We start from the raw sequence: 19,738 nt of genomic DNA on the forward strand, positions 1-19,738 counted from the left end.
TGCTAACTCTTCTTCATCAGAAGTTTATCATTACTGCTCTATCAATCTGTCAATGGTGTATTTATTTTTGATCAAAAATAAATACACCATTGACAAATTGTTAACGATGTGTTATATTTTTATTGCAAAATGTAATGAGTGGGGAGTACCCACTACCAATGCGATCAAATAGGCTCGTAGAGTCATTGATGACGCCGGGATGCCAGCCACATAGCTTGCCGGTTCGCTTTATACCATTGAGCTTTGTTGAAAATTGATACTTGTTAGCATTAAAAATAGCGCAATATATTAACTTGAATATTGCTGTAGTTCTATCTCTGCCTTGGCAAAAAGATAGAAAGAGGGAAATCACTATGCTAAACCCAATGCAAAACCCAAACTCCTTCGACCAACAGATCTTGATAGAGCGGCATCGGGAACGGTTGATGCTTGATCTTGCGCCAGATAAACGCCGCGGAAGCTGGAAGATAACCGTACTTGTTATCCTCTTTACAGTGGTGGTAGTGGGTGTACTCTTAATTGCAATCCTGCTTTTAGGAACTTCTCATTAGTTATGTAGTCACGATTCCTCTAGCCTACAAGGCTCTCAAGTACTACTACTTTTTTCGTAAAGTCACTTCATCCAGGACCATTGCTCTAAGAAAAGAGTTTGTAATGGCACGTCCAACTAACCGGTTGCTGCGCCGTGGTGGCTTAACCGCACCACTCCCGATTCTGACATTGGCGCTCTGGCAGTTGCGTCAGACATGGCGCTTACTCCTCGTCACCGGGGCAGGTATCATCGTCGCAGTCGTGCTTGTCTGTGCGGTGCCACTTTATGCACAAGTTGCTATGAGTGCGGGTCTACGCAACACACTCGGCTCATCATCAACCGGGCCGTATGTCATTGTACATGGTACTGCCGGAACGCTCTCCCGGCAATCGATCCAGAACGTTGGACAGCAACTCGACCAGGTCATACACAAATACCTGGAGCAATATATCGATGCTCCCCAACAATTTTCCGTCCAGAATTCCCTTGTGCATCTCGTGCGGACGACCGGCCTGGGAGGGAAGATTCTATTGACTCCCTCACATGACCAGGTAGCGCTGATAGGCTCTTCAATGCCGCAAGCTGCATCTCATGTAAAAATTGTGCAGGGGCATCTTCCTCAGGCGCTTTCTCAACGCATCGAGGTCGCTGTCACGCCGCAGACCGCTTCCATCCTGCATGCCACACTGGGATCAACTATTTACGTGCAGCTCGGCTTTTACATATATCTACCACAAGCCACAACCGGGCAAAGGATCCTGATCAACCTGCCCTTATACATCGTTGGTCTCTTCACTCTTCCAGAGAGGAATGACCCGTTCTGGCATGGTGAAACCTTTCAAGCCGGGCCGCTTTCGCTGCCATCGGGATCAGGGGAGCCTCCAACACGCTATCCGGTACTCGTCTCCAACGATAATTACCTCTCTGTGCTGGATCGCACGTTGAGTACAAATATACCGGCGAATGCGATCGCATTCCCGGCGATCCTCAATACACCACTCGAATTATTTTGGTATTATCCGCTCGACGCCTCACGCTTTGATGTCAATAAGCTAAATGACCTGGCCAATAGCCTCATTATTGCGCTGGATAACCTCTCGAGCAGGTCGGTCGATCCTCCTTTTGTAGGCAGGACCTCGGCCATTGGCCCTCTCGATGTAATAACAAACTACCGTAACCGCATTGCAGTAGTGCGCATACCCCTGATGAGTCTTGCCTATCTGATTGGTGCCCTGGTGTTGTTCTTTGTCAGCTTGATGACTGGCCTGCTAGTAGATTGCCAGTCGGAGGCCATTGCGTTGCTACGCAGTCGCGGAGCCAGCCGTAGCCAAATCTTCGCCTCATTAATGATGCAGTGCATAGCTGTGGGCTTGATTGCACTCATTGTGGGGCCTCTGCTGGCAATTGCTTCCACCCGATTCCTGGCGTTGGGTACACTGACCTTGCCCGATCAAGGCGCGATCAACCTGGTTACGAATAATGTGGCACAGGTAGCGTGGGGACTGCGCTGGTCGGCCCTGGTGACGGTAGGAGCTGGTGTACTCGCCATGATCATTTCGATTGGGCAGGCTATTCGCGTGGGTGCGCTGGCTCTGCGCCGCGAGTCTGCTCGCTCGACGTATCGACCTCTCTGGCAGCGCATGCGCCTGGATGTCATGGCAGCTATAATCGCGCTGGTTGCCTATGGCTTCTCGTTGTATGTGACAGATGCGGGCGTGCTTGATACGCGCGTGAGTGTGCTGGTATTGCCAGCAGTAACTGTAGAGGGGGCGCTCTTCTTGTTATTGGGGGGTGTGCTGCTCATGTCGCGGCTTTTCCCACTCGTCTTGCACCTTGCTTCATGGTTAGCCTCGCGCTGCCGCGGTGCCACATCCATGCTGGCACTGGCACAGATGGCCCGTACGCCGCGCCAAATGCTGCGCATAACTATGCTGCTAGCACTCGCCATCGCTTTCAGCATCTTTACCCTATCGTTCACCGCTTCGCAGGCGCAGCGCATTCCTGACCTGGCGGCCTACGAGGTAGGGTCTGATTTCAGCGGAGCGTTCCAGTTAGACAGCTTCGCCAGCTTTGATTCCTGGATACAACAGGAGGCTGTGTACCGTCACATTCCAGGAGTCACCTCGGCTACCATCGGCTATGTCAACTTTATACCAGCCTCGCAGAATACGATAAATGTGGACCTGCGAGCAGTGGATGCTGCTACCTATGCCCAGACTACAATCTGGATGGCCCACGACTCGCCGCAATCCGTTACATCACTCATGGCGCAACTGATAGCGCATCGAGCTATGGCAAATTCAGGCAACGCAGTTCCGGCCATTATTGATGCCGCGATGCAGAACCTGTTGCGCCTATCGATTGGTTCGCATTTCACCATAAACAACGTGAATGACCCGGTCAACATGGTAGTGATTGCCGAGGTTGACCATATTCCAACAGTAAATGATACCACCGAAGTCGGCGGAACGAGCGATACTGCCTCCTTTGGCGGCGTGCTGGTGGACTACGCGAGCTATGACAGCTATTCAAAGAAAGTCAATAGCGTGGGTATCACAGCAACCAACATATGGCTGCGGACACGTAATGACGCTGCATCGCTGGCAAGTGTACGAGCAGCTCTGAGTAAGGGAATGATGCAATTGGAGAGCATCAACGACCGCCGCGCCATCATCGAAAATCTGAATACCGACCCGCTCTATTTAGCGCTCATAGGTGTGCTGATCATAGCAGCAACAACAGCATTACTATTGGCTGTTGTAGGCAATCTGGTGCTTTCATGGCTGAGTGCGCGCAGCCGCCTGGGGAACTTTGCCATCATGCGTGCCCTGGGCAGTACACCACGCCAGGTAACAGGCGTACTGATTTGGGAGCAAAGCATCGTCTATGCCACAGCCATCGTACCAGGTGTTGCTTTTGGTGTACTCTTTTCTATAATAGCCTTGCCCGCCTTAGTTTTCACGAGTGTTGTTACCACCAGCGGTAGCGGTCCGCTCAGCGCAGGACAGTTTTACATCATGCAGGATGTGCCACCGGTACAAGTGGTGCTACCCATCTCGCTAATAAGTATAGCCCTGGGAATTCTTCTAGTTATATGTGTAATTGCCCTTGGTATAATGGTGCGCGTCGTCTCACGTTCATCCGTTGGCCAGGCATTGCGACTGAGCGAGGATTAGGCCTATTGTCATCATCCTGGCCATGTGCGACCCTACCCTCGACGAACAAAAACCACTCAATCACGAAAAGCGTGGGACGCCATTTCCTAAAATAAATTACGCTCTTGCGCACGCAATCACATCCGCCAGCAATCCCTGTCCCGTCTGCATAGCCCCTGCGCCCGGTCCAATAATCGTCACCTCTGAAAGCGTATCGGTCTGGATCGAGATCGCATTCATCACACCATCAACGCGGGCAAGCGGATCGCTCAAAGGCAAAGCAACCGGCTCAACGCAGGCCTCCAGGGAATTTGCCTTGCCATTCTCATTAGTAAGCAGGCGTAACGAAGCCACCAGCTTAATTCTTTGTCCCTGTTCCGTGGCATGCCGCACCTGCTCGTGCGTAATCGTGGTAATGCCCTGCCGCGCGACCTCACCGGGCTTGAGCGAGCGCCCGAATACAAGCGCCGCCAGAATAAGCGTCTTGGCCGCGGCATCATACCCCTCGACATCGGCAGTAGGGTCTGTCTCAGCGTATCCCCGTGCCTGCGCGTCCGCCAGAACCTCGGCGTAATCCCGGCCCGTTGCCATCGCGCTCAAAATATAGTTCGTCGTGCCATTGAGGATACCCCGAATGGATTGCACCCGTGCGCCTGCCATACCTTCACATATCGTACTCAGAACCGGTGTACCCGCCATCACCGACGCTTCCATACGCAGTTGCACGGCATGCTGGCGTGCCAATTCAAGCAGTTCAAGGCCAGCGAGCGCAGCAGGCCCCTTGTTCGCGGTCACCACATGCATCCCCTGTGATAGCGCGGCCCGTATATGGCTCATGCCCGGTTCCGCGTCCCGCAAATTAGTAGGCGTTGCCTCCACCAGCACATCCGCATCTATGGCACGCAGTCCCTCTAATGGGTTCGTCCACTGCACGATTCCTGGATAGCTCATCAATGGTTGCTTCGAGGCTGCAAGTGCCAGCAACGTTTCTAAATCCAGCCCATCTTCCCGATACATAAAGCCGTGACGAGCATTTGCCACACCCACAAGAGTAATATCAAGATCATATTGCTGCCTCAGCAGATATTGTTTGTCGGAGAGCAAACGGGCAAATCCCTGGCCCACAACGCCAAAACCTATCAAGACGAGTCGCACATGTTTCATATAGCGGAACGCTTCCTTTGGTTAGAAATAGAACAGATCGTTGGTAGCCATTTTAACATGCTCTTGCTATCGGATGCCATCTCGAATCAGGAAAACGAACAGCTCAGGGCGCTTGCTCTTGTCACCGGCCTTGCTCTGGAGTACAATAGCCAGAAAAGGGTCTCGGCACGCGCCGGGGAAGGAGATCGGCGATGATCCATGCGTTACGCTACGAGCCGCAAGGCCAGCGCCAGCGTTTTGAAGCACCAGAGCAGCAGGACAGGCACATCCATCTGCACCTGCATTTGAACTTGACGTTCCGGGCGCGGCAGGAGCGTGCCAGCCATCCCAACGCGATCCATCTCAGAAGAATCTTCGCCGCTCTGCTCGCGGCGACGGTGATGCCTGTTGGGATTTTCCTCTTCGCAGTGGCAACAGCAGGAGACGGCCCACCTCTGGCCGCCTGGGAGAATGTGGTGTGGGTGAGTAGTTGCCTCCTTGTTGTTGCCGGCCTCGTCCTGGCCTGGTGGGCCGTTGGCTCACTTCTCTCTCAGGCCTGGCGAGCAAGTCCGCGTGGGCGTCTGGGTCTGCTTCGCCCGTTGTGGCTGTTGTTGCTCCTCCCTCTTGTCGCCGCCATGGAACAATTTGGCCCATTTTTTGTGAAGATACTTCTCGCGGCTCCGTTGCTTCTGGTGCTTCTTGCCCAACCTATCATCATTGCTCTCTTGCTTGGGTGGGTGACCCACGAGGCGCGTGTTCTTGGAGAGAACGACCCCACTCAGCGCAAGCTCGGCTTCGGTCTGGTGGCTGGAGTGGCGCTTGTGCTGCTCGGTGGACTCGTCTGGAACCTCTTGTTCATGCAGGGTGGAGGCAATACGCAGATGATCTTCCTGCCTGCAATTCCAATGGTTGCCGTCATTGTCGCCATTCGCCCGCTCGTGGAGCTTTTGCGCTCACGTGGCAGGATGCAGGCACCTCCCAAGGACGCTTCTCCCTTTGACACTGGGTCGGCTCAGGAGTCGTGAGGGGATCGGGACGGCTCTCGCTGCAACGCTTGCGCGATCCTATCATCCTGTGCAGGCCTGAAGACGAGAGCTCGTCAGAAGACAGAGGGACCCGGGTGCGGATGAGAAGCCCAGAGAACGAAGACAGGGCACTACAGACAACTCCTTCAGAAGTCTTTCTGAGATTGTCTGCCCAAAACATGCACTGCTTTGTTTTTCTCCTGCTTGTTTTCTTACACAACTTTCGTCATGGTATCGGATGCCAGGGCGACTCCGTGGAACCGCAATCCTTTGTTGGGTACAAACATTATCAACTTTCTCAACAATAAGCCCTTGACACTTACCCCGCTTCTCCGTTATACTTACTAACAATACAGCAAGCACCTTACAATTGAACATACACAGCATTTGTTCTCATCAAGAGAGGTGGAGGGAAACGGCCCGGTGAAGCCCGGCAACCCATCTACAAAGTAGTAGAAAGGGTGCCAATTCCGGCGGAATTGTCCGCAAGATGAGGGGAAAAAGCTATGAAAGCTACCCCTGAACTACAGGGGTTTTTTATTGCTTAAACCTTCGCTCTTGGGGTGAAGGTTTTTTTGTCTCAATTTTTAGCAACCAGCAGGTAAAGAAAGGAGAAGTCATGGTGGCCCAGATTGACCGCAATGGCGTTCCGGTCAAGGTAGAAGCAGCGCCGGCGCAGGTACTGCCCGCATATACCACGCATACCTTCGATTCACTCCCCCTACAGTTGGGTGGTCAACTGGGGCCAATCACATTGGCATATGAAACGTGGGGTACTCTGAGTGCCACGCGAGACAATGCTATCTTGATCACGCACGCCCTTACGGGCAGTTCGCACGCTCATGATCCTGAACATCCCGGCGATCCAAAGGCCGCGTGGTGGAATCCATTGATCGGAGAGGGACGCCCTTTCGATACGTCGCGCTACTTCGTGATCTGCTCGAATATCCTGGGAGGGTGTTATGGCAGCACCGGCCCTTCTTCGCTCAATCCACACACAGGCCGCCGCTACAACATGGATTTTCCTGTTGTCACCATTCGTGACATGGTCAACGCCCAAAAGAGGCTGATCGAATACCTTGGTATCAATCAGCTGGCAATGGTTGCCGGTGGCTCAATTGGCGGCCAGCAAGCGCTGGAATGGGCCATCACCTACCCTGAACTGGTGCAAAGCGCCGCGGTGGTAGCGGCGACGGCCCGGCTGACCGCGCAGGCCATCGCCTTCAGCGAGGTGCAGCGACAGGCAATCATGACGGACCCTCTCTGGCAGTGTGGCAACTACTTGCCGGGCGCAGGCCCATCTGCCGGCCTCGCCATCGCCCGTATGCTCGCCATGATTACCTACCAGAGCGAGGAAGCCATGGAGATGCGTTTCGCCCGCAAGCCTGCCACCCGCATGAGCGTTTCCTCGCCCAGCGGCGCGGCTGACCTGGGTACCCGTTTCGATGTAGAGGACTACCTGTACTACCAGGGAGATGCGCTGGTACGGCGTTTCGATGCCAATAGTTACATCTACATCAGCCGTGCCATGGATTTGTATGACGTGAGCGCCGGCTATCCATCGATGGAAGCCGCGCTGCGCCGCCTGCGCAGCAAGCTCCTGTTTATCGGTATTCGCTCAGATTTTCTCTTCCCGGCAGCACATGTGCGCCGCCTGGCGGAGCAGGTTCGCGCCCTGGATGGTAACGCGAACTATATCGAACTTGACTCACCGCACGGCCATGACGCCTTCCTCAAGGAATGGCAACAAATGGCCGCCGCACTTTCCACAATCATCTAGTCTAAAGGAGAACATAAATGGCTTTGAATAGTAATCGCCACTACGGTTTTGAAACGTTATCTTTGCATGCGGGCCAGGAGACGGCGGATAGCGCCACAAATGCCAGGGCTGTCCCCATCTATCAAACATCCTCCTATGTCTTCGATAGCCCGGAACATGCCGCGAATCTTTTTGGATTGAAGCAATTTGGCAATATCTATACCCGCATTATGAATCCAACCCAGGATGCTTTTGAGCGTCGTATTGCCGCGCTCGAAGGCGGTGTGGGCGCCCTGGCAACCGCGTCCGGTCAATCAGCTGAAACATTGGCCATTCTCAATATTGCCCAGGCCGGCGATGAGATCATCAGTTCGGCCAGCCTGTACGGTGGAACCTATAACCTCTTCCATTATACGCTGCCCAAATTGGGCATCAACGTCCGTTTCGTCGATAGCCGCGACCCGGAAAACTTCAGCTCTGCCTTCAACGAACGCACGAAAGCCGTTTTTGCCGAGACGGTAGGCAATCCACGCCTCGATACGCTCGATATTCAAAAAGTAGCCAGCATCGCTCACGAACACGGTGTGCCCCTGATCATCGATAACACGCTGCCCACGCCATACCTGGTGCAGCCCTTGAAACATGGCGCCGATATCGTCATTCACTCGGCTACCAAGTTCATCGGCGGGCATGGCACATCCATTGGTGGCGTGATCGTCGATGGCGGTAAGTTCGACTGGACGAATGGGCGTTTCCCCGGCCTGGTCGAGCCTGATCCCTCCTATCATGGACTTCGCTTCGTCGACGCCCTTGGCCCGCTTGCTTACATCATCAAGGCACGTGTTCAATTGATGCGCGATATTGGCCCGGCCATCTCCCCTCTGAACTCCTGGCTCTTCCTGCAAGGACTGGAAACGCTGCCCCTGCGCATGGAGCGCCATAGCCAGAATGCCCAGCGCATCGCGGAATTTTTAGAGGAACATGAATTCGTCGATTGGGTCAGCTATCCCGGCCTCAAGAGCCATCCCCAGCACGAGATCGCCGCGAAATACCATACCCATGGCTATGGCGCGATTATCGGCTTTGGTATCAAGGGCGGACTGGAGGCAGGCAAACAGCTCATTCGCCACGTCGAACTATTCTCCCACCTGGCGAACGTCGGCGACGCGAAATCACTCATTATCCATCCCGCCAGCACCACTCACTCGCAGCTGACGCCCGAAGAGCAATATGAAACCGGTGTCACACCCGATTTCGTGCGCCTATCCGTCGGCCTCGAAACCATTGACGACCTGATCGACGACCTGGATCAGGCCCTGAAGGCCGCGACAACGAAGGCCAGCGAGCCGGCCAGTGTGTAAACGCAGCTATTATTCTGGAGTCATTATGGATAATCCTGTAAGCATCTTGAAATTTGGAGGCACCTCAGTAGGCACTGGCGAGCGCATTCGCCATGTCGCCCATATCATTGAGAAACAACTGCATGATCGTGAAGAAAATTTTCCCGTCGTCGTCGTCTCCGCTATGTCTGGCGTGACCGACCAGTTGCTGCGCATCGCTCATCACGCCTGGACGCATGAACACGACGCACGCGAACAAGAACTGCACGCCTTAAAACAGAGGCATCTCGAAGCCGCCTGCAAAGCCGTTCATAACCCTGAAAAACAACGCGCTTTGCTTCACGATCTCGAAGCCACCTTCACATCCCTGGAGCAAGACATAGCTAAGGTAGCATCACGCAATCTCCAGGAAAGTGAAACAGGCAAACTCAACACCGCGCTATACGGCGGTTCAGTCATCGCTGCCTGGGGTGAGCGCCTTTCAGTTCTGTTGCTGGCGGCCGCTGTATGTGACATAAATGTCCAGGCAGCACCGGTGCGGCGGGAGATCATCATTACCGGCCATCCGAAAGGTCAAGCGCCAACCTCACCCGCGTCAGTAGTTGGAGCCGAACCTCTATCTGAAGAGACGCGAGCCAATGCGCAGGCGCTGCTTTCCCCATTTCTTGAGCATCGCACCGTACCAATCGCGGCAGGCTTTATCGGCCGCACGAAGTCAGGCATCGTTACCACATTGGGGCGTAATGGCTCGGATTATTCCGCCTCGGTCATTGGAGCAGCCCTGGATTGTAGCGCCGTTTCGATTTACACCGATGTCGATGGTATTCTGACCGCCGACCCACGTATCGTTCCCAATGCACGCCTGCTCCCGGAACTCTCGTACTCTGAAGCCGCCCGTTTATCCTGGTTTGGCGCCAAAGTGCTTCACCCCCGCACGCTGATGCCATTAGCGCATCGCAACATACCTGTGCATGTGCGCAACACTTTTCACCCGCATCGCCGCGGCACCATCGTTGGCCCGGAGGGCAGGTCGTCGAGCGCGGCCAGAGCAATTGCCATTCGCCGCCACCTGGCATTGATCACCGTAGAAAGCACAGCAATGTTCGGCATACCCGAAAACGCCGCGCAAGTTTTTGCCCTTGCGGCTCGTGCCGGTGCCGCGCCCGTTGCTATATGTTCATCATCCGGCTATCATCTTTCGTTTCTCGTGGAGGAGCAGGCTGGCGATTCCGTTGTGGCCCTCTTGCAGCATGATACGGGTAACTGGCGCGTCCTATGCCGGCGTGGACTGGCTGCCTGCGCCTGTATCGGTTCCGGCTTCACGGTCAGCCCGATGAGTCCTGCTCGTGCAATCTCTGCTCTCGCCCACGAACGCATCCCCGTTGTTGCGCAGGGCGTCTCCGAAGGCAGCATCATATTGATTATTGAAGATGAAGACACCGAGCCAGCCTTGCGCAGCCTGCACCGTGATTTGATCGCCCCCGTCATTCCCCTGGTGCGCAGCCACACAGAGGAGAAACACCGCGAAGTCATCTAAGGAGAAATTCAATGCCTCTTCAATCCCCTATTCCCGTAGCGGTTTTAGGCGCCACCGGCATGGTCGGCCAGCGTTTCATTGAACTGCTCTCCGCGCATCCCTGGTTTGACCTCGTTGCGCTGGCCGCCTCACAAGCCCATAGCGGCCGTCCCTATGGCGAGGCTGTACGCTGGCGGCTTCCAGGCAGCGAAATGCCAGCCGCTGCCGCCTCGCTGCCCATCTTACCCTGTCGCCCCACAGCATTGCCAGATGTGAAGATCGTCTTTTCCGCGCTGCCCGGTGAAGTAGCCGGCGAAATCGAAGCCGACTTTGCACGCGCAGGCATGGCCGTCTTCAGCAACGCGAAGAATTATCGCATGGCCCCCGATGTACCATTGGTCGTACCAGAGGTCAACGCTGATCACGCGGCATCTATTATATCGCAGCGCAAAACCCGCGGCTGGTCAGGTTCCATCGTTACCAACGCCAACTGTTCGGCAACGCCCCTGGTCATGGCGCTCAAACCCTTGCAGCAGGCATTCGGCGTCCGCAAAGTCCTGGTAACCACCCTGCAGTCCATCTCCGGCGCCGGCTATCCTGGCCTGCCCTCCTATGATATCCTCGACAATGCCATCCCTTTTATCGACGGCGAAGAAGAGAAGGTCGAGCACGAAACCCGCAAAATGCTCGGTACCTGGCAAGAAGGTTACGGCTTTATCGACGCTTCCACCATCGTCAGCGCCCAATGCAACCGCGTCGCCACCCGTGAGGGTCACCTGGAATGCGTCAGCGTCGAACTGGACACCCATGCCCGTGAAGAGGATATCATCGCCGCCTGGCAAAACTACCAGGCCGAACCGCAGCAACTTCGGTTGCCCAGCGCGCCCACGCGTGCCTTAATCTACCGTACCGAACCAGACCGCCCCCAGACACTGCGCGACCGCGATGCCGGTCATGGTATGTCCATCACCATCGGCAGGCTGCGCCCCTGCCCCATCCTCAGCCACAAATTCGTGCTGCTCGGTCACAACACCATTCGCGGTGCCGCAGGAGGGTCGATTCTGAACGCGGAATTGTGCGTAAGCAGGGGTCTTATTTAAGGAAATCTTGTGCCAGGGAAGCTTCAAGATGGCTCTCGGTAAAGGATACGATTGAAAATCAAGGCTTCCTCCAGGTGGTCTATCCTGACTCTCAGATGGAGGTTGGAGTTCGCAGGCCCTGAAACAGACCGAGTATCCCTGGATGTATGAGGTGTCCAAGTGCGCGCCGCAAGAAGCGCTCAGAGACCTGGAGAAAGCGTATAAGAACTTCTTCAGACGTGTGCAACTCAAGAAGGAAGGCAAGTGGAAGGGCAAACTCGGCTTTCCCACTTTCAAGAAGAAGAGCAAAGGCATCGGCTCCTTCCGTTTGACCGGAAGCATTCATGTCTTTGCCGATAGCATCCAGTTGCCACGTTTAGGCCGCTTGCGCTTGCATGAGCAGGACTACCTCGCCACGTCAGCAAAAGTGCTTTCCGCTACCGTCTCAGAGGAGGCAGGACGCTGGTTTGTCAGTGTGCAGATAGAGGAAGAACAGGACGAATCGGACCGTACAGCCATGCCTGCTATCGGCGTTGATCTTGGCATTAAGACACTTGCCACGCTTTCCGATGGAACCACGTTCCACAACCCACGTGCCTTGAAGCACGCGCAGAAGAAACTCCGGCGTTTAGAGCGGCAAAAGTCACGACGCACAAAAGGAAGCCAGAACCGCGAGAAGACAGTCAAGCACCTCGCGAAAGTTCATGCTCGCATTGCACATATCCGCAAAGACGCGGCGCATCAACTCACGAGCTATCTGGTCAAAAACCACGCTCTGATAGCGATTGAAGATGTACATGTGGCTGGCATGCTTAAAAATCACAAGCTTGCGCAAGCCGTGAGTGATAGCAACTTTGGCGAGATCAGGCGGCAACTGGAATACAAGTCCCTCTGGCATGGCACACATCTGGTCACTGTAGACCGCTTCTATCCATCAAGCAAGACCTGTTCAAGCTGTGGATGGGTGAATGAAAAGCTAACGCTGGCAGATCGTACCTTCATCTGTGAGCAATGTGGGCTTGCCATTGATCGTGACTTGAACGCGGCTATCAATTTAAAGATTGTGGCGGTAAGTTCTATCGACACACGAAACGCCTGTGGACAGAAGAGCACTGGCGCATTCAACGGAATGCGTGAAACTGTTCTGGTGGAAGCAGGAACCAATCATCTTTATGGCTTGTCCGTAAAAGTCTAAGTATTGGAGAACGGTAATTGAGCGCTACCATGATCAAAAACTCTCCTATGTGGATGCTTTTTCCATTGCCTTGATCCAGTCTCGACCCGACATCGACGCGGTTTTTGCTTTCGATCATCATATGACACTTGCCGGTCTGCCCGTCCTACCAGGATGGCTAGATGGGAGCCACCGTTAAGTATAACCATTCTTGAGCCTGGTGGATTTTTCCAACTGGACGAGGCTATACTGAAGGGACAGTACCTGGTGCCTGTCTTCCTTATCCTCACTGTCCGCTGATACTAATCGTCCCGGTCGCGTTATTTACATTAATCGGCACGGATGTCAGTGGCGTAGGAGCCGGACCGCTAACGACGGCCGCTCCCCTGGCCGGATCAAATTGCGCGCCGTGACATGGGCAGAGCAGGAGCTGGCTGCTCGGATCGTATGACACCGGGCACCCGGCGTGCGTGCAGGTGGCGTCGAAAGCCACAAACTGGCCATTGTTGAGATGGACAAGCACACCGGGATCGCCATTCGACGGAATCGTGAAGCTCACAGAGCTATTCGCCGGCACTGCGCTTATCTGCGCAATCGTGCCAGGCGTACCACTTGCGGTCGCTGTCCCAGAAGTGCCACCCGAGCCGGAGCCGCTAGTGGGTGGGGGAAGTGCCCCTTCGTTAGAGCTATCGATGCGGTTCAGCACCTGCCAGACTGCCACAATCCCCAGCATACTCGCCCCGCCAGTTACCAACCCCCACAAGAAATTGCGCCGGCTCTGCTGTTGCTGCCTTAACGCCGCCAATCGTGCCTTAGGCGCCACTTGTTTACCGCCTGGTGCAACTCTTCCCTGCGCCTGCTGCGCTCCTGAATTGGTAGCAAGCTGCGGTTGCTCGCGAACTCCCAGCAGGATATAGTATACCCGCGCCATCCGCAGTCGCCTTGCCGGTGAAGCCTTCTCAAGTAATCGCGCCACGAGCCATGTATCGAGGGCGGGCAGCCAGCACATCTCAGGCCCCGCAATCAGCATCGTGATCCAGCAGAACACAAAGACGATATCAGCTCCATAAAAGTACGGATACACGCGCCAGCTGGCAGAAAGAAAGAACATCAGGCTCAATAAGAGTCCGAAGAAAGCCGCGGGACGCAGGAGCAACCCCAACAATGTTCCAAGACCTATAGCCAGCTCGCCAAACGCCACCAGCGCCCCAAAGAAAGTAGCGTGTGGAACCACAGCATAGACCAGAAAGTTATGAATCGGCGATCCGAACGCGAAGCCCAGGATTTGCTTGCCGATGTATCCCGGCGCCGAATGATTGAAATATTGTGGATCGGTCAATTTCTGAATTCCAGCATACACGAACGTCACACCCAGAAACAATCTAAGCGGCAGCAGAATCCACTCCGCCAGCCGCCTCATCTTATCGCCAGGACTATCCGCTTGTGAACTATTCGGAACAGGGGGCGCGTCAGGCCCTCCCTGCTGCTGGCTAGAGGATTTCGGTTTATTCATTTGTTTCATAAATGCTTTGTACCTCTGTTGATAACATCATAAAAAGGGCTATTTGCGTTATCGCGTTCAGGACGAGGCCCTCCACTTCGACAGCTTTCGCTTTCTGAGTATACAAAGGAATTATGAAGGAGTGATGAAGATTTTATCAATTTATCTAGACCAGATCAGATCGTCTATGTAACCTGCTTTTCTAAAGGAAGAGCTACCGTAAACGTTGTGCCGTTCCCGACCTCGCTCTCAACGGAAACAGTTCCTTTATGAGCCTGCACTATCCAATCGACGATAGCCAGCCCAAGTCCACTGCCACCTGCCGCCCGCGAACGAGCGGCATCTGCCCGGTAAAAACGCTCGAAGATATGCTCCATGTGCTCAGGTGCTATCCCAATACCCGTATCGCGAACAATGAGCAATGCCTTATCCCCGCTGGCTTTGACAACCAGTGAAACCTTTCCACCCGGGTTGGTATAAACAAGCGCGTTTTGTAGCAGGTTCAAAATAACCTGGATCAGCCGCACTTCATCGCCCAGCACCAGCACAGGCTCCCGCGTATCGACTTCGACCACTATATTCCGGTCGCTTGCCAGTAACTCCGTTGACGCCGCGACATCCGTCGCCAGCAGGTCCAATCGCACCGGCTTGCGTTCCAGCAGCACCTGTCCCTCGTCAGCGCGTGCCAGGGTCAGCAGATCATTGAGTAGTTGAGCCAGCCGTTCAGATACACTATTAACCTCGGACAGTACATGCACATATTCTTCCTCTCCGGCGCCTTGCGCGAGTACCACATCTGTCATACTGCGGATGGCAGCAACCGGAGTGCGTAGTTCGTGTGAGGCATCGGCCACGAAGCGACGCTGCTGCGTAAATGCCTTATCAAGCCGCTCGATCATTTCATTGAACGTCAGCGCCAGGTCCTGCACTTCATCCCTGGCGCGCGGTACCGGCACGCGCTGGTGCAGGTCCTCCGCCTCGATCTGCTGCGCGGTGCGCGTTAAACGATGAATTGGCGCGAACGCACGTGCCGCCAACCAGTAGCTTCCCAACGCACCGAATAAAAGCACGAAAGGCACAATCAGCAAAAATTCAAACAAAATGCTGCGCAGCGTCTTATCTAACGACGCAAGCGGTTCCCCAACCTGTACAACGCCGAAAACTTTTCCATTTTCCTCCAGCGCCATACTATAAAGTCTGACCGGGTGACCATTCCGCGCGCTAACCGTTCCTTGCCATGATGTGCCATGCAATGGCTCTACAATACTTGCAGAAGGGACATCCAGGAACCGGAATGCAGGTGAGACATAAACAATCTGTCCATCGCTGTTCAAAACACGTACCAGCACACCGATATCAACATTCGGCCCCGGTTCCTGGTCTGTTTCTTGTTGTGTTGTGGAAGTTGCCTGTGGTGTTACGTTTGTGTGAGCAGCATCATCATTGTCAATCAGCCCTGGCAGTTCGCCGGAAACATCCGAAATCACAATCTTCCCATTCCGGTCGCTAATACCTGCCGCGATTTGTTCTGTGCGCTCTTGGAGACTGCTATCGAAGCTCGTCGACAGTGATGCTCTCACATTCACATAGAAGATGGCCCCGAAGATCAGAATCAGTATCGTAAAGACCGCAATATACCACAGCGTCAACTGCGCGCGTATCCCTGGATTCCTTACGCGACCGATTCGCCGCATCATCTCACGGCTCCTTTAACTGGTAACCAAATCCCCTGATGGTCTGAATCACGTTAGGCTCTCCATTCTCACACAACTTACGCCTTAGATAGCGAATATAGACATCGATAACGTTCGAAAGATGTTCCGCCTCAACATTCCATAAATGTTCCGCGATCATCATGCGACTCAACACCTGTCGTGGGTTGCGCATCAGCAATTCCAGCAGCATATATTCCTTGCTTGTAAGTGTAATAGCTCGATCTCCCCGGTATACCTCGTGAGTCCCTATATTGAGAGTAATGTCCATAAATCGTAATTCCGTCGTCTTCGACGTACTTTCTCGCCGCAACAAAGCGCGCACGCGTGCCTCCAGTTCGCGAAAGGCAAAAGGCTTCGTCAGGTAATCATCGGCCCCCAGGTCCAGCCCATTCACCCGTTCATCGATACCATCCAGTGCTGTCAAAAACAGGATTGGCGTTTTCTTCCCCGCGTCTCGCAGCCGCCGGCAGACCTCAAACCCACTGAGGCCTGGTAACAGCACATCCAGGATGATCAAATCATATGGTGCAGCAAAGCTATAGGAGAGCGCCTCCTCACCCTCCTCAACAAGATCAACAGCATAATGATTGCCCTCCAGCCCTTTCTTCAGACTGGGGCCTAAATGAGTATCATCTTCCGCGACTAATATCCTCATATTTTTTTTACACCTGTGGCCGGTACGGGCCGGTAATATGCTCGAAATTGGGGCGATAACGCGTCGTATGGTAATCCTCCAGGCTTACCCGGCGCGCGGGCAAGTTCTTACCTGGAATATCGGTTGAGATAAACTGTCCATCCCGGTGTGCCGCCATGACTCCGTGGATACCCTGCCGCACCAGGCTCGTAACCACGTTAGCATAAAAGACCGCCATATGCTTATCGTACACCTCCGGCTCGCCGCTGCGCAAGAAATAGGTCAAATCGATGGGCAGAAAACGAATATTGGGAAGGCGCTTCGCAAGCTCGTCGGCAAGAAATTCGGCTACATTGGCCTTTTTGCGGTGTCCATAAGCATCGGCCGGGCCAGTTTCTGGCACCGGAACCCCCAGGTTAGCCCCCTCCGAAAGGATGACGGTCGAGTAATGGCGCGGATTATGCCGGTCCTGCAGAATAAGCTCCGCCAGCCTGTCGATATTAGCAGGCGCTTCAGGGATCAACACACGATCCGCCCATGTGGCTATGGCCGTTTCCAGCGCGGTAAACCCCGCGTCACGCCCAAACATGCGGAATAGCACAGTCTCACTATGCGAGCCTGCCGTGGAGCGGATGCGCGTAATAAACTCCGCCGCCCGGCTGATGGCCGTCTGAAATCCGATGCAATAATCCGTACCATGCACATCATTGTCCATCGTCTTGGGAATACCCCAGACAGGCACGCCCTTCGCCGCCAGTATTGCTCCATAACTCAAGGTATCGTCGCCGCCTATGACAACCAGTCCATCGAGTTCAAGAAACTTCAAATTCTCCAGCACCTCATTCGTCAGATCAACGCGATCATCGGGAGCGTGTCCGGCACCGTATGCCGCGAGATATGGCGGAAGATCACCAACACGCACCCGTGCTGGATTCGTGCGTGTCGATTGCAGAATCGTACCTCCCTGGCGATCAATGGTACGCGTATTGAGCCGGTTTAATGGCAAGATATAATTGCTGTCCCAGGTCTTGGGGTCATCCGCGTCGAAAATAAGGTTGTTCAGACCACGCGCGCGGTCAAGAAAAGTAATTCCTTCCCACCCCTCACGAATACCTGTAATACGAATGCCCAATGGTTCTGTGCTATAGACAAGCGCTTTGATAGCCGCATTCAACCCCGGTACGTCGCCACCGCCGGTCAATACACCGAGCGCGCGTACAGGTCTGGATAATTGTCCTGGCATCTAAGTCCTCGCTTCTTGTTCTATTTCTACTGCCTGCTCATCGTCATTTGGTGAAGGACCCCTTGCCTAGAAGGCAGGGGCTTCTATAGGAATTGCTCCCTGTTGGCTTCTTCCAAGCCGGAGTATATTTATGGCAGCGTTGGTATCTCTATCGAGAACTACCCCACAATGGACACAGATGTGTACCCGTTCATCCAGTTCTTTATGGGGGCATTCTTGCAAACAACTGCTGCAGATCTGGCTGGTTTTGTAGGGGTTGACTTTGAGCATGGTACGACCGGCGCATGCTGCCTTGTACGCAACCATGTGCTGAAACATTCCCCATCCAGCATCAAGAATTGACTTGTTGAGTCCGGCCTTTGCACTAGCCCCGTTGGGAAGATATTTCCCCTGTTCGTCCTGTTTTGCCTTCGGGCGTTTCACCAGATTGTCTGTGTGCAAGTCTTCAAAGACAATCGTTTGATGACGCTCGACAAGCCTCTTTGCTTGCTTATGCAGGAAATCACGGCGTTGGTTGGCTCTCTTCCTTTGGGCCTTTGCTACCAACCTACGGGCTTTTTCACGGCGGTGAGAACCCCGCTTGCGCCTGTCTTTGACCTGTTGCCGCCGTGCAAGGGATTGCTCTGCCTTCCGGTAGTGCCTCGGATTGTCGATAACGGTTCCATCAGAAAGAGCCGCAAAGTGGAGTAGCCCAAGATCAATGCCCACTTCCTCGCTTGACATGGGCAATGGTTCGGGAGCTTCACACTCGCAAGAAAAGACGGCGTACCATTGTCCGGCCTCGTACTTGATGGTACAGGTTTTGATGGTGCCCTCAATGGGCCGATGCAGCTTGATCTTGATGGAGCCGATTTTCGAGAGCGTGACACGCTTCTCGGAAAGACTATAGCCTCCTTGTGGATAGGTGAAACTGTTGTAGCGGTTGCGTCCCTGAAAGCGTGGGGAGCCTGGCTTTTCCCCAGTAGCAACCCGCCGGAAGAAGGCTTTGAAGGCCCTATCCAGACGCAAAAGCACATCTTGCAACACCTGAGAGTGTATCTGCTGGTACTCTTCTCGCAAGATGCCTTTGATTTCAGGCAGATCGCGCTTCTGGTGGTAGTAGCTGATCGATTTGCCAGCCATTTTGTAGGCATCACGGCGTTCGGAGAGGGCAGCATTATACACTTCTCGACACCGTGCCAGTGTCCAGAACAGAGTACGCTCTTGCTCTTTGTTGGGGTAGAGCCGGTACTTAAATGCCTTTCTCATCGGTTCTTTTGTCCTTCCACATAGCGTTTCAGGGTTTCCAGTGTCACGCCCCCTACCGTGGCACAAAAATAGGTATTCGTCCACAAAGAGGGCAAGCGGCGTTTTAACGGTGGAAACTCTTGCCTCAAGTAGCGGCTACTTGTTCCCTTGATATACTTCACAAGCCGATGGATACCGAATTGTGGGTCACAACCGAGAAGCAAATGGACATGATCGGGCATGACTTCCATTTCAATCAGTTCTTGTCCCCACTTCTCTACTGTTTCCATGATGATAGTTTTGAGCCGTTCATCTACAGGTGGCACAAGTACCTTACGTCGGTACTTAGGACAAAACACCACATGATAATGGCAGATGTACGCTATGTTGTTGTTTGTCTTCAGTTCATATTTCATACAAGATAGGATACCACAGAGCAATAGATACACTTGCAAGTGTATCTATTGCTCTGTGGAGGGCCTTCTCTCCCCCTGCCTGAAGGCCAGGGGGCTTACGGCACGTAAGCTAAGATGAGAATCTGACATCGGCAAAGCATTCCTCTCCATTTCATGAAAAAAGCATACCACATTCGCACCGAATCGGAACAGAAGACCTACCAGCACCAGGATCATTTATAAATCCAGTAGGGACAGGGACAAGCCATTGTCCCTATTGGACACGATGATGATGATTTC

Annotated in this window: 15 protein-coding genes and 1 riboswitch; of the genes, 8 read left to right on the forward strand and 7 right to left on the reverse strand. The window is 53.9% G+C overall.

Annotated features, from left to right (window positions below; all coding sequences use genetic code 11):
- The first annotated feature begins 654 nt into the window (after positions 1-654).
- Positions 655-3,708 carry an FtsX-like permease family protein gene (locus VFA09_03535; protein ID HZU66325.1) on the forward strand — a complete coding sequence of 1,018 codons (3,054 nt, stop codon included), beginning with the start codon at positions 655-657 and terminating at the stop codon, positions 3,706-3,708.
- 96 nt (positions 3,709-3,804) lie between these two features.
- Here VFA09_03535 and VFA09_03540 read toward each other — a convergent pair whose 3' ends face one another.
- Positions 3,805-4,851 carry a homoserine dehydrogenase gene (locus VFA09_03540; GenBank protein HZU66326.1) on the reverse strand — a complete coding sequence of 349 codons (1,047 nt, stop codon included), beginning with the start codon at positions 4,849-4,851 and terminating at the stop codon, positions 3,805-3,807.
- On the opposite strand from VFA09_03540, the gene VFA09_03545 reads away from it, so the two are divergent.
- From VFA09_03545 to VFA09_03575, 7 genes are all read left to right on the forward strand, one after another.
- Positions 4,843-5,046 (forward strand): hypothetical protein, encoded by a 204-nt coding sequence (locus tag VFA09_03545; protein ID HZU66327.1) that lies wholly within the window; start codon positions 4,843-4,845, stop codon positions 5,044-5,046. The genes VFA09_03540 and VFA09_03545 overlap by 9 nt on opposite strands.
- Positions 5,043-5,855, forward strand: a complete 813-nt coding sequence (locus VFA09_03550; GenBank protein ID HZU66328.1) for a hypothetical protein — start codon at positions 5,043-5,045, stop codon at positions 5,853-5,855. Before VFA09_03545 ends, VFA09_03550 begins: the two co-directional genes overlap by 4 nt.
- 390 nt (positions 5,856-6,245) lie before the next feature.
- Positions 6,246-6,352, forward strand: a riboswitch (SAM riboswitch).
- Between the two features lie 122 nt (positions 6,353-6,474).
- A complete protein-coding gene (locus tag VFA09_03555; GenBank protein ID HZU66329.1) occupies positions 6,475-7,635 on the forward strand; it encodes a homoserine O-acetyltransferase in 1,161 nt (386 codons plus the stop codon).
- A gap of 17 nt (positions 7,636-7,652) precedes the next feature.
- Positions 7,653-8,975 carry a homocysteine synthase gene (locus VFA09_03560; protein ID HZU66330.1) on the forward strand — a complete coding sequence of 441 codons (1,323 nt, stop codon included), beginning with the start codon at positions 7,653-7,655 and terminating at the stop codon, positions 8,973-8,975.
- Between the two features lie 25 nt (positions 8,976-9,000).
- Complete coding sequence (locus tag VFA09_03565; protein HZU66331.1) at positions 9,001-10,491, forward strand: aspartate kinase; 1,491 nt, start codon at positions 9,001-9,003, stop codon at positions 10,489-10,491.
- A gap of 11 nt (positions 10,492-10,502) precedes the next feature.
- Positions 10,503-11,570 carry an aspartate-semialdehyde dehydrogenase gene (asd, locus tag VFA09_03570; protein ID HZU66332.1) on the forward strand — a complete coding sequence of 356 codons (1,068 nt, stop codon included), beginning with the start codon at positions 10,503-10,505 and terminating at the stop codon, positions 11,568-11,570.
- A 118-nt stretch (positions 11,571-11,688) separates the two neighbouring features.
- Complete coding sequence (locus tag VFA09_03575; protein HZU66333.1) at positions 11,689-12,744, forward strand: RNA-guided endonuclease TnpB family protein; 1,056 nt, start codon at positions 11,689-11,691, stop codon at positions 12,742-12,744.
- 265 nt (positions 12,745-13,009) lie between these two features.
- Here the strand turns inward: VFA09_03575 and VFA09_03580 are convergent, their stop codons facing one another.
- The 6 genes from VFA09_03580 to tnpA all read right to left on the reverse strand — a co-directional run bounded on the left by VFA09_03580 (position 13,010) and on the right by tnpA (position 19,459).
- A complete protein-coding gene (locus VFA09_03580; GenBank protein ID HZU66334.1) occupies positions 13,010-14,245 on the reverse strand; it encodes a TQO small subunit DoxD in 1,236 nt (411 codons plus the stop codon).
- 164 nt (positions 14,246-14,409) lie between these two features.
- Positions 14,410-15,921, reverse strand: coding sequence for an ATP-binding protein (locus VFA09_03585; GenBank protein ID HZU66335.1), 1,512 nt, complete (start codon positions 15,919-15,921; stop codon positions 14,410-14,412).
- A 1-nt stretch (position 15,922) separates the two neighbouring features.
- A complete protein-coding gene (locus tag VFA09_03590; GenBank protein HZU66336.1) occupies positions 15,923-16,594 on the reverse strand; it encodes a response regulator transcription factor in 672 nt (223 codons plus the stop codon).
- 7 nt (positions 16,595-16,601) lie between these two features.
- Positions 16,602-17,816 (reverse strand): 6-phosphofructokinase, encoded by a 1,215-nt coding sequence (locus VFA09_03595; GenBank protein HZU66337.1) that lies wholly within the window; start codon positions 17,814-17,816, stop codon positions 16,602-16,604.
- A gap of 66 nt (positions 17,817-17,882) precedes the next feature.
- On the reverse strand, positions 17,883-19,064 hold the full coding sequence (locus VFA09_03600; protein ID HZU66338.1) for a transposase: 1,182 nt from the start codon (positions 19,062-19,064) through the stop codon (positions 17,883-17,885).
- On the reverse strand, positions 19,061-19,459 hold the full coding sequence (tnpA, locus tag VFA09_03605) for an IS200/IS605 family transposase (protein ID HZU66339.1): 399 nt from the start codon (positions 19,457-19,459) through the stop codon (positions 19,061-19,063). The genes VFA09_03600 and tnpA overlap by 4 nt, the downstream gene beginning before the upstream one ends.
- Positions 19,460-19,738 lie beyond the last annotated feature (279 nt).

The organism is Ktedonobacteraceae bacterium (assembly GCA_035653615.1).
Taxonomy (GTDB): Bacteria; Chloroflexota; Ktedonobacteria; order Ktedonobacterales; family Ktedonobacteraceae; genus DASRBN01.

Coding starts and splice junctions, on each gene's coding strand:
- VFA09_03550 (HZU66328.1), top strand. CDS start 5,043: ATGATCCATGCGTTACGCTACGAGCCGCAAGGCCAGCGCCAGCGTTTT.
- tnpA (HZU66339.1), bottom strand. CDS start 19,459: ATGAAATATGAACTGAAGACAAACAACAACATAGCGTACATCTGCCAT.
- VFA09_03600 (HZU66338.1), bottom strand. CDS start 19,064: ATGAGAAAGGCATTTAAGTACCGGCTCTACCCCAACAAAGAGCAAGAG.
- VFA09_03590 (HZU66336.1), bottom strand. CDS start 16,594: ATGAGGATATTAGTCGCGGAAGATGATACTCATTTAGGCCCCAGTCTG.
- VFA09_03565 (HZU66331.1), top strand. CDS start 9,001: ATGGATAATCCTGTAAGCATCTTGAAATTTGGAGGCACCTCAGTAGGC.
- VFA09_03560 (HZU66330.1), top strand. CDS start 7,653: ATGGCTTTGAATAGTAATCGCCACTACGGTTTTGAAACGTTATCTTTG.
- VFA09_03535 (HZU66325.1), top strand. CDS start 655: ATGGCACGTCCAACTAACCGGTTGCTGCGCCGTGGTGGCTTAACCGCA.
- VFA09_03585 (HZU66335.1), bottom strand. CDS start 15,921: ATGATGCGGCGAATCGGTCGCGTAAGGAATCCAGGGATACGCGCGCAG.
- VFA09_03580 (HZU66334.1), bottom strand. CDS start 14,245: ATGAAACAAATGAATAAACCGAAATCCTCTAGCCAGCAGCAGGGAGGG.
- VFA09_03545 (HZU66327.1), top strand. CDS start 4,843: ATGTTTCATATAGCGGAACGCTTCCTTTGGTTAGAAATAGAACAGATC.
- VFA09_03555 (HZU66329.1), top strand. CDS start 6,475: ATGGTGGCCCAGATTGACCGCAATGGCGTTCCGGTCAAGGTAGAAGCA.
- asd (HZU66332.1), top strand. CDS start 10,503: ATGCCTCTTCAATCCCCTATTCCCGTAGCGGTTTTAGGCGCCACCGGC.
- VFA09_03540 (HZU66326.1), bottom strand. CDS start 4,851: ATGAAACATGTGCGACTCGTCTTGATAGGTTTTGGCGTTGTGGGCCAG.
- VFA09_03595 (HZU66337.1), bottom strand. CDS start 17,816: ATGCCAGGACAATTATCCAGACCTGTACGCGCGCTCGGTGTATTGACC.